Origin of the sequence: Rhodococcus gannanensis, from assembly GCF_042681175.1 — a bacterium.
Lineage (GTDB): Bacteria > Actinomycetota > Actinomycetes > Mycobacteriales > Mycobacteriaceae > Rhodococcus_G > Rhodococcus_G gannanensis.
Genome location: NZ_JBHUFB010000003.1, coordinates 55,799 through 68,378, shown reverse-complemented (window position 1 = coordinate 68,378; position 12,580 = coordinate 55,799). Strand labels below are relative to the sequence as shown.

General features: G+C 68.5%; 12 protein-coding genes and 1 pseudogene. 1 reads left to right on the top strand and 12 read right to left on the bottom strand.

Translation table 11 applies throughout. From position 1 onward, the window contains the following. Positions 1-68: 68 nt before the first annotated feature. On the bottom strand, positions 69-263 hold the full coding sequence (locus ACFSJG_RS02250) for a three-helix bundle dimerization domain-containing protein (protein ID WP_378483582.1): 195 nt from the start codon (positions 261-263) through the stop codon (positions 69-71). Between the two features lie 283 nt (positions 264-546). On the opposite strand from ACFSJG_RS02250, the gene ACFSJG_RS02245 reads away from it, so the two are divergent. Then, positions 547-1,299, top strand: a complete 753-nt coding sequence (locus ACFSJG_RS02245; RefSeq protein ID WP_378483581.1) for a GTP pyrophosphokinase — start codon at positions 547-549, stop codon at positions 1,297-1,299. A gap of 146 nt (positions 1,300-1,445) precedes the next feature. On the opposite strand, the gene ribA is transcribed toward ACFSJG_RS02245, so the two are convergent. The 11 genes and pseudogenes from ribA to ACFSJG_RS02190 form a co-directional block, all read right to left on the bottom strand. Then, entirely contained in the window at positions 1,446-2,678 is a 1,233-nt protein-coding gene (ribA, locus tag ACFSJG_RS02240) for a GTP cyclohydrolase II (RefSeq protein WP_378483580.1), read from the bottom strand. Beyond that, positions 2,675-3,166 (bottom strand): flavin reductase family protein, encoded by a 492-nt coding sequence (locus ACFSJG_RS02235; RefSeq protein ID WP_378483579.1) that lies wholly within the window; start codon positions 3,164-3,166, stop codon positions 2,675-2,677. The genes ribA and ACFSJG_RS02235 overlap by 4 nt, the downstream gene beginning before the upstream one ends. Continuing rightward, positions 3,163-3,675: an NADPH-dependent FMN reductase gene (locus ACFSJG_RS02230; RefSeq protein ID WP_378483578.1), complete on the bottom strand. Its 513-nt coding sequence runs from the start codon at positions 3,673-3,675 to the stop codon at positions 3,163-3,165. Before ACFSJG_RS02230 ends, ACFSJG_RS02235 begins: the two co-directional genes overlap by 4 nt. 29 nt (positions 3,676-3,704) lie before the next feature. Next, positions 3,705-4,736: an ABC transporter permease gene (locus tag ACFSJG_RS02225; protein WP_378483577.1), complete on the bottom strand. Its 1,032-nt coding sequence runs from the start codon at positions 4,734-4,736 to the stop codon at positions 3,705-3,707. Further along, positions 4,736-6,274 (bottom strand): sugar ABC transporter ATP-binding protein, encoded by a 1,539-nt coding sequence (locus tag ACFSJG_RS02220; protein WP_378483576.1) that lies wholly within the window; start codon positions 6,272-6,274, stop codon positions 4,736-4,738. The genes ACFSJG_RS02225 and ACFSJG_RS02220 overlap by 1 nt, the downstream gene beginning before the upstream one ends. After that, positions 6,261-7,442 (bottom strand): sugar ABC transporter substrate-binding protein, encoded by a 1,182-nt coding sequence (locus tag ACFSJG_RS02215; RefSeq protein WP_378483575.1) that lies wholly within the window; start codon positions 7,440-7,442, stop codon positions 6,261-6,263. Before ACFSJG_RS02215 ends, ACFSJG_RS02220 begins: the two co-directional genes overlap by 14 nt. A 168-nt stretch (positions 7,443-7,610) precedes the next feature. Further along, positions 7,611-8,243 carry an isochorismatase family protein gene (locus tag ACFSJG_RS02210; RefSeq protein ID WP_378483574.1) on the bottom strand — a complete coding sequence of 211 codons (633 nt, stop codon included), beginning with the start codon at positions 8,241-8,243 and terminating at the stop codon, positions 7,611-7,613. Beyond that, positions 8,240-9,736, bottom strand: a complete 1,497-nt coding sequence (locus ACFSJG_RS02205) for an MFS transporter (RefSeq protein WP_378483573.1) — start codon at positions 9,734-9,736, stop codon at positions 8,240-8,242. The genes ACFSJG_RS02210 and ACFSJG_RS02205 overlap by 4 nt, the downstream gene beginning before the upstream one ends. Then, on the bottom strand, positions 9,729-11,387 hold the full coding sequence (locus ACFSJG_RS02200; RefSeq protein WP_378483572.1) for an amidase: 1,659 nt from the start codon (positions 11,385-11,387) through the stop codon (positions 9,729-9,731). The genes ACFSJG_RS02205 and ACFSJG_RS02200 overlap by 8 nt, the downstream gene beginning before the upstream one ends. Continuing rightward, a complete protein-coding gene (locus tag ACFSJG_RS02195) occupies positions 11,384-12,352 on the bottom strand; it encodes a carbon-nitrogen hydrolase family protein (RefSeq protein ID WP_378483571.1) in 969 nt (322 codons plus the stop codon). The genes ACFSJG_RS02200 and ACFSJG_RS02195 overlap by 4 nt, the downstream gene beginning before the upstream one ends. 73 nt (positions 12,353-12,425) lie before the next feature. Next, positions 12,426-12,580 (bottom strand): annotated as a pseudogene (locus ACFSJG_RS02190) (pyrimidine utilization protein A); the annotation flags it as partial.

Below are 12,580 nucleotides of genomic sequence, written 5' to 3'. Positions count from 1 at the left end.
TTCCCGCGTTCGCAGCCCTTCTGCCCGTGCAAAAGGGCTGCGGACGCGGGATTTCCTGTGCGGACCCGCTAGTTCTCCGCCGCGAGTTGGGCTCGGATGCGCCGCTCCACGAACAACGGGACGAATTCTCGGATGGTCCCCTTGTCGAAGTCCTCGAGTGCGCGCGCAATCATCGCGGCCACGTCGCCGCCGGTCAGTTCAGGGTGGTCTCGCAGGATCGAATCCTGCACCTCAGCCATTGCGATCTTCTCGTCCTTCGCCATGCAAAAGACGGGAACACGGCATGGTTACGGCCCCGTTAATTGAAATCAATATCGATGGCCGTTTGGACTTGCGTCCAGTTACTACCTTTATGTATGTTTTCCTCCCCATTTTCACCGACGCCGCGCGTTGGACAGGAAATCGAAACCGATCGGTCGGTGATGAAGGTCACCGACCGGCAACCTACTGCTGACCGCGAATCCGACAACCACAGGTTCCTCTCGTCCCTCATACCCGTGCCGACGGCACAATGGGTAGGAGCGACCGAAGTGAGGACGATCCGACGTGACCACGCACCCGCCCGCCAGCGCCACCGAACCCGAACTCGTCATCCTCGGTGACCTGTTCCGGGACCTGACCGGAACGGACCCGGCGACGCCGTCGGAAGCGCCGACGCTGGACGCGCTGCGAGAGTTGCAGCAACGGCTCGTCGCCTTCCGCCTGAACTACAAGTTCGCGATCGACATGGCGCTGACGAAGATCAACATCCTCCGTGAGGAGTTCGAGCAGTCACACGACTACAGCCCGATCGAGCACGTGAACACGCGACTCAAGTCGATGGAGTCGCTGGTGCAGAAGGCCCTGCGGATCGGCTGTCCGCCCGACATCGACTCGATCCGTGAACAGATCCGCGACATCGCCGGGCTCCGTGTCACATGCGCGTTCGTGTCGGACGCGTACTGGGTCGCCGAGATGCTCACCAGCCAACCCGACGTGACGCTGGTGCAGGTCAAGGACTACATCGCGAATCCGAAACCGAACGGGTACCAGAGCCTGCACCTGATCGTGCAGGTGCCGGTGTACCTGTCGGACCGCACCGAGTCGACCTATGTCGAGATCCAGATCCGCACCATCGCGATGGACTTCTGGGCCAGCCTCGAGCACAAGATCTACTACAAGTTCGACCGCGCCGTCCCGCCCCGCCTGCTGGACGAGCTCAAGCAGGCCGCCGACGCCGCCACCGAACTGGACCGGACGATGGCCCGGCTGCACGACGAGGTCACGGCGCTCGACAGGGGCGCCACAACCCTCGACTGAGGTCGGCGTCGTGGCGTCCGTTCCCTGTGAGCGCACCGCCGCGTCCATTCACCCCTTGTGGAGCACCCGCACCTGTTCTGCGCGCCGAATGCCGTGCGTACGCGTCACAACCTGTGTGCACACGCCTTTTCACGCGCCTCGGGTGGTCAGCGGATCCCGGTGTGCGCCGACGTCGGGAGCAGGTGCCCCATGCTGCGCCGCTTCGTCTCGAGATAGCGCACGTTCGCCGGCACCACTCCGACGTGCAGCGGAACCCGCTCCGCGACCGTGACCCCGTGTTCCTCCAGACCGGCGATCTTCGCCGGATTGTTGGTCAGCAGGCGCACGGAGCCGACTCCGAGGTCCTGCAGGATCGCCGCGGCGCCGCCGTACTCGCGGCCGTCGGCGGGCTCGTCGAGTTCGAGATTGGCCTGCACCGTGTCCAGGCCCTGGTCCTGGAGCCTGTACGCCGCGATCTTCTTGAGCAGCCCGATGCCCCGGCCCTCGTGCCCACGCAGGTACACCAGCACGCCGCCCTCGGCTGCGATCCGCTCCAGGCCCGCGTCGAGTTGCGGTCCGCACTCGCAGCGTTGCGACGAGAACGACTCCCCCGTCAGGCATTCCGAGTGCACCCGGACGAGAGGCCCGGCGCCGAGTTCACCCGCGACCAGCGCGACGTGTTCCGCGCCCGTCAGCCGATCCAGATATCCGACCGCGCGGAAGGTCCCGAACCTCGTCGGCATCGACGCCTCGTCCCCTCGCTCGATCCGCCCCTCCGGCTCGACCGGGTCCGGAAGCCGATGTGTCCGCCGGTGGTTCGCGAGTTCCTCGATCGTCAGCACCGGCAGGTCGTGGCGGGCGCCGAGATCTTCGATGCCCGGCCACGTCAGCATGGATCCGTCGTCGGCCACCAGTTCCGCGATGACCCCGACGGCGGGCAGGCCGGCGAGTGCACACAGGTCCACCGCGGCCTCCGTGTGACCGCGACGCTCCAGCACCCCGCCGGGACGTGCCCGCAGCGGCAGCACGTGGCCGGGCCTGATGAGGTCGCCCGCCGACGACGCCGGATCCGCCAGCACTCGCAACGTCCGAGCCCGATCGGCGGCAGAGATTCCCGTCGTCACGCCGGTCGCGGCATCGACGGTCACCGTGTACGCGGTCTGCTTCGGATCCTGGTTGTCGGCGACCATCGCAGGCAGCGCCAACGCGTCTGCTCGCGCCACCGACATCGGGGCGCACAACAGTCCCGACGTGTGCCGCACCGTCCACGCGACCCACTCCGGCGTCACCGCGTGCGCGGCCAGGATCACGTCGCCCTCGTTCTCCCGGTTCGCGTCGTCGGACACCAGGACCGGCCGGCCCGCACGCAACGCGGCGAGTGCCGCCTCAACCCGGTTCACGACGCCGCCAGCCGGCGGAAGGCACTGCGGTGGAACACGATCGGCAACTCGTCCCGCAGATCCAGTTCGTTCACCCGCATCAGCACGATCGCGTGATCGCCCGCCGGGACCTCCTCGGTGACGGTCGCGTCCAGCCACGCGCAGGCGCCGTCCACGAACACCGCACCGTCAACCGACGTGGTCGTGGACAAACCCTCGAACCTGTTGCCGGTCTTCGCCGCCAGCGTCCGCGCCGCGACGTCGTGCGCCTCACCGAGGACGCTGATGCCGAGGCGGTCCGCTCCGCGCAGCCTCGGCCAGGTGGTCGAGGAGTTCTGCACGCAGAACGCGACGAGAGGCGGATCGAAGGACACGCCGACGAAGCTGCTCGCCGCCATCGCCGTCGGTTCGCCGTCGACCTCGGCGCAGATCGCGACCACTCCGCTGGGGAACCGTCCGAACGCCTGCCGGAGCGTCGGTGCGTCGAGGGTGGTGTGGGTGAGTGTCATGAGGTCGACTCCGTTCCTGCGGTCGCGGCGGACGTGATGACGCCACCCCACCGCTCTGTGTAATCGGCGATGCGGGTGTCCGTGGTGTAGGTCGAGTCGAGCAGGTACAGGCCCGCGGCGGGTGTCGTCGCCCCCAGCTCCACCAGCACCGGCTTGAGCAGCAGATCCGGCGCCATCGCGTGAGCGGGCCCCGCTCCGAGCATCAGCGGCACGGCGACGACGTCCTTCAGTCCGTCTCCGGTCGCGAACTGATCGAGGAACAGTTTGAGGATGCCGGTGTACGTGGCCTTGAAGGTCGGGCTGGCGAACACCACGAGGTCCGAGGAGGCCACCAGCTCGACCGCGGACGCCACCGCGTCGTCACCCCATCCGAGCAGTCCGGGGCCGAGGGAGACGACGTCCACGACGTGATCGGGCTCCGATCCCGTCAGCGCTCGGGCCAGCAGGCCTGCGGCGTCGAGGGTGCGGGAGGCCGGCTTCGGGTTACCGGCGACGATCGTGGTCTTCACGGGGAGTCCTTTCGTCGGTGTGCGCGCGATCAGCGCACGGATCGTGATGCGGTGCGACGGCGTACCGCACCGGACAGTGCCACGGCGATCACGAGGGCGCCACCGTAGAACAGTTGCTGGACGAAGCTGGCCACGCCGAGCATCTGGAGGCCGACGACGCCCGCGACGAGGAAGTACACCGCGACGAGCGTGCCGAACGCGTTGAACCGGCCGGGGACGATCGCGGTGGCCCCGAGGAACGCCGCGGCGAAGGCGGGCAGCATGAACGACTGGCCGGAAGACGGGTCGGCGCCGCTGAGCATGCCCGCGTAGACGACGCCGGCGAGGGCGGAGACCATCGCGGAGGTCACCATCGCGCCGCCCCGGATGCGATCGACGTGCAGACCGCTCAACCGGGCGACCTGCGGACCGCGCCCGACGAACAGGAGGCGGCGCCCGATCGGCGTGTACTGGAACACCAGTGCCGTGACCAACACGAGGGCGAGGGCGTAGTAGAACTGCAGCGAGACCCCGAACACCCGGGTTCCGACGGTCGCGTCGACGAGTGCGGAGTCGATGCCGGTCACCGAGGTGGAATCGGAGATCCACTGCACGACACCGAGTACCACGGTTCCGCTGCCGAGCGTCGCGATGAAGGAGTCGATCTGCAGTCGCACCACGAGGATCGCGTTGACCACACCGACGAGCAGGGCGGCGAGCACTGCGACACCGATTGACGGCAGCAGTGACCACTCGTGCTGGACGTTGAGGACGGCGATGGTCATTGCGGACAACGACATCGTGGACACCGCCGACAGGTCGAACTCGCCTGCGGTGAGCGGAACGATGAGTCCGAGCGCAAGGATCAGCAGCACCGCCTGCGAACCGAGGATGTTCTGCAGGTTGCTCGCGGTCGGATACGTCTCCGGGCGCAGCAGGCTGAACACGACGACGACGGCGAGCAGCGCGAAGACCAGGGCGTACTTCTCGAAGGCGGGCCCCAGTGAGACCCGCCGAACGACGGAGGGCGCATCCGGCGAAGTGGGCGTCCCGGTACCGGTCTTGTCGAGGGTTACGGACATCAGGCTTTCACTTCCTGTCTGGTCATGCCGAGAACACTGTCCGAGATGTGGTGCTTGGAGAGGTGGTCGCCGGTCAGTTCGGCGACCACCTGACCGTGCGAGAACACGAGGACGCGGTCGCACAGCACCGAGAGCTGTTCGTAGTCGGAGCTGGCGACCACGATTCCCGCTCCCCCACTTGCCGTTTCGCGGAGCATCTCGAAGATGCGCGCGCGGGCGCCGACGTCGACCCCTTGAGTCGGCTCGGCGAGGAGCACCAGCGTCGGATCTGTCTGGAGCCACTTTCCGAGCAGCGCCTTCTGCTGGTTGCCGCCGGACAGCGCGCCGTAGACGGCGCGCGGATCCCGGGGCCGGACATCGCAGCGGTCGGCCAATGCGGCGGCTTTGCCTGCGAGTGCCCTCGGGTCGACGAGTCGCCCGCCGAGCAGCGGCAGGGTGACGTTCTCCGCCACGGTCAGTTCCGGGGCGCTGCCCTCGACCTTGCGGTCCGGTGGCACGTACACCGCCTTGCGTGCCAGTGCGTCGATCGGGGTGATCGCTGCGAGAGACACGATGTCCTCGCCGATGGTCAGGTGCCCGCCGAGCGCGGCGCGAGCTCCGTAGAGGGCAGGGAGAACGTCGTCGTAGCCGGATCCGGCGATGCCGGTCAGCCCGACCACCTCGCCGGGCCGCACGTCGAATCCCACGCCGTCGACCGTCGCCGTCTCGAGCGCCGACACCCGCGCGAGCGGGGCTACGTCCTCGAAGTTCCGAACCGGGCCTGCGGCACGCGGGTCCGCGGAGGCGAGACTGCGTCCGACGATGAGGTCGATCAGCGACGACGCGGTGAGGTCGCGGGTGCGGTGCGTGCCCTGCGACGCACCGTCGCGGAGCACGGTGACACGGTCGGTGTGTTCCAGGACCTCGTCGAGGTCGTGGGAGACGAACAGCACCCCGGCCCGCCCGTCGGCGACGATCTCCCGCACCACGGCGAACAGCAGATCCGTTCCCTCCCTGGGGAGGAACACCGTCGGCTCGTCCAGGACGAGCAGCGTCCGGCTCTCGCCGAGTTCGTCGACGGCGCGCAGGATCGCGACCAGTGCCCGTTCGGTCTCGCTGAGCGCGGACACCGGCGCCTCCGGGTCGATCGTCACCCCGAACCTGTCGAACAGCGCCCGTGCCGTGCGCTTCTCCTTCCGCCAGGAGATCAGCGGACGTGAGCCGGCCACGACCTGTCCGACGCGGAGGTTCTCCACCACGGACAGGTCCGGAACCAGCGCCAGATCCTGATGCACGAAACTGATACCGAGATCCCGGAATCCACCCGCGGGAACGGGAAGCGGCACGTCGCCACCCCGGATCTCCAGCGACGCACCCGGGTCGGGTTCGTGGAACCCGGCGAGAACCTTGATGAGCGTCGACTTGCCCGAGCCGTTCTCCCCGAGCAGTCCGTGCACCTCACCGGCGTGGACGGTGAGACCGACGTCCTTCAGGACGGTGTTCGCTCCGAAGGTCTTCGACAGACCGACGATGTTGACGATCGGGTCAGGACTGGGCACCGGGACCACCCCAGAGTGCCTCGTAGCCGGTGACGTAAGCGGTGCCGTACCCCTTGTCGGGCTGCGGCGGCGTACCGGTCTCGTCGATGTTCTCGGCGGTGATCAGCTTGAGCGGGGTCTCCTCGGCGCCGTTCGGGACCGGGTCGAGCCCGAGGAGCAGACGGCCGGCCTGATCCATCGTCGCCCACGCGAGCCACGGGATGGACTCACCGACGTTCATCGTCACGATGCCGTCGTCCTGCTGGATCTTCAGCACCGCGGGAGTGCCGTTGACGGAGGAGATCTCGACCTGACCGGCCTTGCCCGCCGCCTTGATACCTGCCTGCGCGTACAGCGACATCGAGTCGTAGATCGGGAGTATGAAGTTGATGTTCGGGTCGGCGGAGAGCGCGGACTGCACCTCGGACTGGATCTTGGTGGCCCACTCGGCGACCGGGACGTTGACCACCTTGACGGTGCACCTGGGGCAGTAGGTCGATATCTCGTCCTCCATCGCCGCGACCTCGGCCTTGGCAGGCGGGACCTCGTTGGACGTGATGATCAGGGCGTTACCCGCACCCTCGGTGCGATCGATCATCCAGTCGACGGTGAGACGGTTGGCCTCGGACAGCGGTGCATCAGTGGTCGCGTCGACGAGTCCGGCGAGATCCGCAGGCAACGACTCCCCGCGCAGGATCGTGTGGGTGAGCAGAACGGGAATTCCTGCTGCGTCGGCCTTTTCGAGCGCCGGCTTGATCAGCGAGGCGTCGATGCCCTGGGACAGGATGATCAGATCGACGTTCTGGTTGACGGCCTGCTCGACTCCGGTCGCCCACTGGGCGGGTTTGCCCTGGTTGGTGTACTCGATCCAGGTCGCACCGTAGCGTTCGGCGACCTTCTTCGACTCCTCGTCGACGGCGACGTTGTAGGGGTTCTCGCTGTTGGTCGGGATCGCGAAGATGATCTTGCCCGCAATGTCCTGCATCGGGAAGGCGGCCGCTTCGAGGGTGAACCCCGGGTCCGACTCGTACTTGGCGAGTTGTCCGCGTGCGTACTCGACACCTGCGGCAACATCGGCGTCGGAAGCGTCGCTGCCCGCGGATCCGGAGCTGCTGCACGCGGCGAGCCCGAGTGTCGCGGTGAGGGTGAGCGCGGCGATCGCGGCGCGACCAGGAAGGGAGGTACGCATGAATTCTCCTGTGAACCTGAGAGACGGGGAGTGTCCGAGAACGGGGGCGCCGAGGCGAGGCGGCGATGCTGTACGTCCACCCGATGACTTCGAATGTATCTGACGGTTGTTGCAGCTGTTCGCGTTCCGGTTACGTTCACGGCGCAGGCGGTTTCGACTGCGTTACAACTACTCTCGAGCCAGGTAGCTCTGGGCACGGGCCAGCGGCCACACCTCCGCCATCTTCTGCTGCATGTCGAACAGGTTCGACTCGTGAATGGACGAATCCCGGTCGCCCACAGCCTCTTCCACGACGATCGGAACAAAGCCGTGCTGCATGGCGTCCAGCGTCGTGGCCCGCACACATCCACTGGTCGACAGGCCGGCGATGAGGACCGTGTCGACGCCGAGTGCAGTGAGGTGGGTGCTCAGCGTGGTGCCGAAGAACGCGCTCGGGTACTTCTTCGTCACCAGCAGCTCGTCGGCGTTCGGTTCGAGCCCCTCGATGAATCCGCCGAAGGGACTACCCTCGCAGAACGCGACCAGGGTGCCCGACTTCTTGAAGAAGATGCCGGCATCGGCGCCGTCGGCCCGAAGTCGCACCTCGGTGACGATCACCGGGATGCCCGCCGCCCGAGCAGAAGCGAGCACGGTGCGCATCGCCTCCACGTTCTCCTCGACTCCGGCGTAGAGCGGGCACCCCGGGTCGATGTAGGCGCGGGCCGGATCGACGAGAACCAGTGCGGGCCGAGACCCCGGCTCGAGTTCCTGCCCGAATCCGGCGGCGGCGTAGTCGGCGGCCTGAGCTGTGCGATCGGTCATGCGGGTTCCTTGAGTGTCGAGACGGATTCGAGGTCGGGTTCCGACACCGGCAGCGAGACGTGGCGGCGCGGGAACGCCAGGCAGACCACCACACCCACGCAGGCGACGGCGGTCAACGCGAGGCCGACGGTGCGGATGTTGTCGACGAACGTGGTGAGCTCGTCGCTGCCCAGCACGCCGAGGGTGCCTCCGTACGCAGCCTCGCGGGCGGCGCCGCTGAGTCCCACGGTCGCGACCGCGAGCGCGAGCGCGGTGCTGAGGAGATTGCCCACGTTCTGCAGTGTCGACCTCAGGCCGTTGGCGATGCCACGTCGTTCGGCGGGTGCGGTGAGCATCAGCGCGCTGGTACTCGGCGTCATGAACAGTCCGGTGCCACAACCGAGTACGAACAGGAACGGAGCCGTCAGCGCGATCGGGCCGCCCGCCGACATCGTCACGGTCACCCCCAGCAGCCCGACGGCATCGAGAGCCATGCCGACCGCGGTGAGGGTGCGGGGCGCGAACCGGAGGACGAGCGAGCCGGCAGCCGCCGCAGCGACGACGGTACCGACGGCGACCGGCACCACGAGCACGCCCGCCGAGACCGCGGACACCCCCTCGACCGCCTGCGCGTACAGGGAGACGACCAGCGCGACGGCGTATGTTGCGACGGCGTTCACCAGGACCGCGACGAGAACGAGGGTGATGCCGCGGTTCCGGAACAGCGTCACGTCGACGAGCGGGTGAGCACGCCGCATCTGCACCACCGTGAATGCCACGGCCAGCACGACCGCGGCGAGCGCACACGCACCCGGCACCCACCATGACGCGGTCACACCGGGCGTCAGGGCCAGCACGACCGCGGTCAGCATCGCCGTGGCGAGGATCGAGCCCGCGAGGTCGAACGGCTCACGGCGCGAGGCCATTCGCGGACCCCGCGGAATGGCCAGCAGCGACGCGACGATTGCGATCACGCCGACCGGGAGACACACCACGAACAGACCCCGCCACCCGAACGCGGCGGTCGCGGCGCCGCCGATGACCGGCCCGACGACCTGGGCCACCGCCGCCACCGTCGCATTCCAGCCGAGGGCGCGTCCAAGCAGATGGGGTGGAAACGTGTCGGTGAGCAGAGCGGTGTTGTTGGTGACGACGGCCGCCGCGCCGACCCCCTGGAGAAGTCGCGCGGCGATCAGCCAGTTCGCCGACGGCGCCAGCATGCACAGCCCGGTCGCCACCGCGAACAACACCAGACCCGCGAGATACAGCGGGCGGCGGCCGATGATGTCGGCGAGTCGGCCGAACACGAGGATCAGTGCGGTGGTGACGAGCATGTAGCCCAGCAGTATCCAGGTCGACTGGGCAGCACTGGCTCCCAGTTCACGGGTCACCGTCGGCAACGCCACGGTGAGGCCGCTGATGCCGAGAAACACCGCGACCACACCCACGCTCGTGGCGGCGAACACGCGCCACGGGTGCGGGTGCGAATGCGGCAACGCAGCAACGCTAGTCATCACAGCGTCGATCGTGGAAGTCCGTGACGCACTGCAGAACCTGGGCGATCCGCAGGCAGGTGTCGTCCGCCCACGGCCGGCCCACCAGCTGCACACCGACGGGCATCCCACTCACGAATCCCGCGGGTGCCATCACAGCGGGAAACCCGAGATAGTCGAACAGGCCGGTGTTCCGCCCGATGACGGACTGCATCGGGTGCCGGACGCCGTCGATCTCGACGGTGACGTCCGACAGTCGCGCGGCGGTCGCACCGATACCGGGCGTGACGAGGACGTCGACACCCGCCAAGTCGAGCGCGGCCACGGCGTCCCGCTGAGCGACAACGCGGCGCCGCAGTGCACGCAGGTAGTCGACGGCCGACGGTACCAGTCCGCGCGCGATGCGCACCTGGGTACCGATGTCGTACTGCTCGAATCGGTCCAGTGCATCCTCCTGGTTGGAGGCGAGCTCGCAGGTCAGTACTACCGTGACGTCGTCGTGGATCCGGTGCAGGCCGGGCAGGTCGACGGGCACCACCTCGGCGCCGATGCCACGGAGCGTCTCGATGGCCGCCTCCCACGCGGCGATGACACCGACGTCGCACAGTTCGGTGAACCAGGTGGTCGGGATCCCCAGCCGTAGACCCGACAGCGTCGCCTCGCTGCCCACCCCGGGTTCCGTGAGACCGACGCGGAGTTCCTCCGCCGCCGAGGCGGGCACGGCGGCCGGGTCGAGGCCGTCCGGGCCGGCGAGCACGCCGAGGACCGCGCGCAGGTCGGCCGCGGAGCGGGCCATCGGCCCGATGTGGTCGAGGGTCCACGACAGGGACGCGACGCCCGTGCGCGGCACGAGACCGTAGGTGGGTTTGATGCCGGTGAGGTTGCACAGGGCGCTGGGCACCCGGATCGACCCACCGGTGTCGGTGCCCAATGCGAGTGGGACGAGACGGGCGGCGAGCGCGCCTGCGGAGCCGGTGGACGATCCGCCGGTCCACCGGCTGCGGTCCCAGGGGTTGGTGACGGTGCCGTAGCGGGCATTGTGTGGTGCGCCGCAGGCGAACTCGGTGGTCGCGGTCATGAGGACGGGAATGGCCCCGGCCTCCCGTAGGCGGGCCACGACGGTGGCGTCCGCGGACGCGACGCGACCACCGGTCAGGTGCGAGCCCGCGGTGACGGGAGCGCCTGCCACGTCGATGATGTCCTTGACCGCGAAGAAGACTCCCTCGAGCGGGCGTGCGGCACCCGCACGCCAGCGGCAGTCGGCCTCCGCGGCCGCCACGTCGGCGCCGTCGACGACCGCGAGTATCGCGCCGCCCACCAACTCCGGATCGGCCCACCGGGACCGCAGGGCCGCCAGCACCGCGGACGGCGTCGTGGCCCCCGCGGCGTACGCCGAGAGCAGATCGAGCACACCGAGTTCGTGCGGGGCATCATCGGCTCGCACCGAATACTGCGGTGCGGCAACGGGTGCGGGGGAAACCTGTCCGGCCACGAGGAACGCCACCGCGTGAGCGGGTTCGGTGCTCCCCGAATCCGGCGAGGCCGGAAGTGGCTCGACGCGCGAGGCCGTGAGAATCGGCGTCATGTCGGCATGTGCCTGCCCGAGCAACTCATCGACCGTCGCCGCCGCGGTCGCGGTGAGGTCCGGATAGTCCGTGTCGGTCGCCGTCATCCGGTCACCTCGACCGGTACGGCGGCGGACCGTGTCAGCGGTGCGGGCCGCACGGTGCCCGCAGTGAGGTCGGCGAGCAGTCGGAGCACGTCGGGGCGGCGGTCCCGTGCCAGTGGAAACGACGCGCGAGTTGCCGCGACCGCATCGAGGTCGAGGGTGAAACGAAGGATCTCGCCGGCCAGGTGCGCCTTCGCCTGCGCGACGATCTCGCCGTTCGGTGCGATCACGCAGGACAGTCCGAAGTAGTCGACCGTCGTGCCGTTCAGGGTCTCGGGGCCGCCCCGGTTCGCCGCGACGATCCAGGTCTGCGACTCGAGTGCACGGGTCTGCAACTCGGCGAGGAACAGCGCCTCCCGCGTGCCGAGAGAGGAGACGATCGCGAGCATCACCTCGGCGCCCAGTGCGCGGGCGACGGCCCAGTTCTCGGGGAAGGTGCGGTCGTAACAGACGACGCAGCCGAACCGCGTGCCGAGCAGGTCCGCGGTCACCGGCGCCTGTCCGGGCGCGAAGTGGTATTTCTCGTCGATGTCGACGTCACCGACCATGCCGGCGGGCAGCGACATCTTGCGGTAGGCCGGCACGCCGGCGCCTTCGGGGGTGCGCCACGTGACCACGTCCCCGGAGGCGTCGATCAGCACCACCGAGTTGTGGGTGACGTCGTGGGCGGTGCGCTCGAACATCCCGAAGGCGATGGCGCACCCCAACTCTCGCGCGATATCGCCGAACAGGTCGGTCGCCGGGCCGGGGATCGTCTGGGCCCACCCGGTCCGGTCGACCGCGTGACTGGTGCAGAAGTAGGGGGTGGTGATCAGTTCCGGCAGTACCACCAGATCGGGGCCGGTACCGGACGAATCCGGAACGGCGGCGTCGCGAACGAGGCCGGCGAGGCGGGCGAGGTTGCCGAGGATGTCCTCGGTGAGTTCACCGGCCTGGACGATCGAGACATCAAGGGTGCGGGGCTGCACTGGGTACCTCCGTCAGCGAGGGGAAGGCGGGTGGGGACGGCCAGGACCACGCGTCCCCACCCGCCCGATCGGGTCAGGCTGCTTCGGCAGCCAGGTCGGCACGGCACTTCAGCAGCGGCTGGATACGGGTGCCGAACTTCTCGATTCCCTCGACGAAGTCGTCGAAGGTCATCATGATTCCCTTGATGCCCTGGATCTCGGCGACCTCGTCGAGCATCTTCGCGACCG

Bases quoted from the DNA above. Each gene is read 5' to 3' on its own strand.
- ACFSJG_RS02215 (WP_378483575.1), bottom strand. From the start codon at position 7,442: ATGCGTACCTCCCTTCCTGGTCGCGCCGCGATCGCCGCGCTCACCCTC.
- ACFSJG_RS02225 (WP_378483577.1), bottom strand. From the start codon at position 4,736: ATGTCCGTAACCCTCGACAAGACCGGTACCGGGACGCCCACTTCGCCG.
- ACFSJG_RS02250 (WP_378483582.1), bottom strand. From the start codon at position 263: ATGGCGAAGGACGAGAAGATCGCAATGGCTGAGGTGCAGGATTCGATC.
- ACFSJG_RS02235 (WP_378483579.1), bottom strand. From the start codon at position 3,166: ATGACACTCACCCACACCACCCTCGACGCACCGACGCTCCGGCAGGCG.
- ACFSJG_RS02200 (WP_378483572.1), bottom strand. From the start codon at position 11,387: ATGACGGCGACCGACACGGACTATCCGGACCTCACCGCGACCGCGGCG.
- ACFSJG_RS02205 (WP_378483573.1), bottom strand. From the start codon at position 9,736: ATGACTAGCGTTGCTGCGTTGCCGCATTCGCACCCGCACCCGTGGCGC.
- ACFSJG_RS02210 (WP_378483574.1), bottom strand. From the start codon at position 8,243: ATGACCGATCGCACAGCTCAGGCCGCCGACTACGCCGCCGCCGGATTC.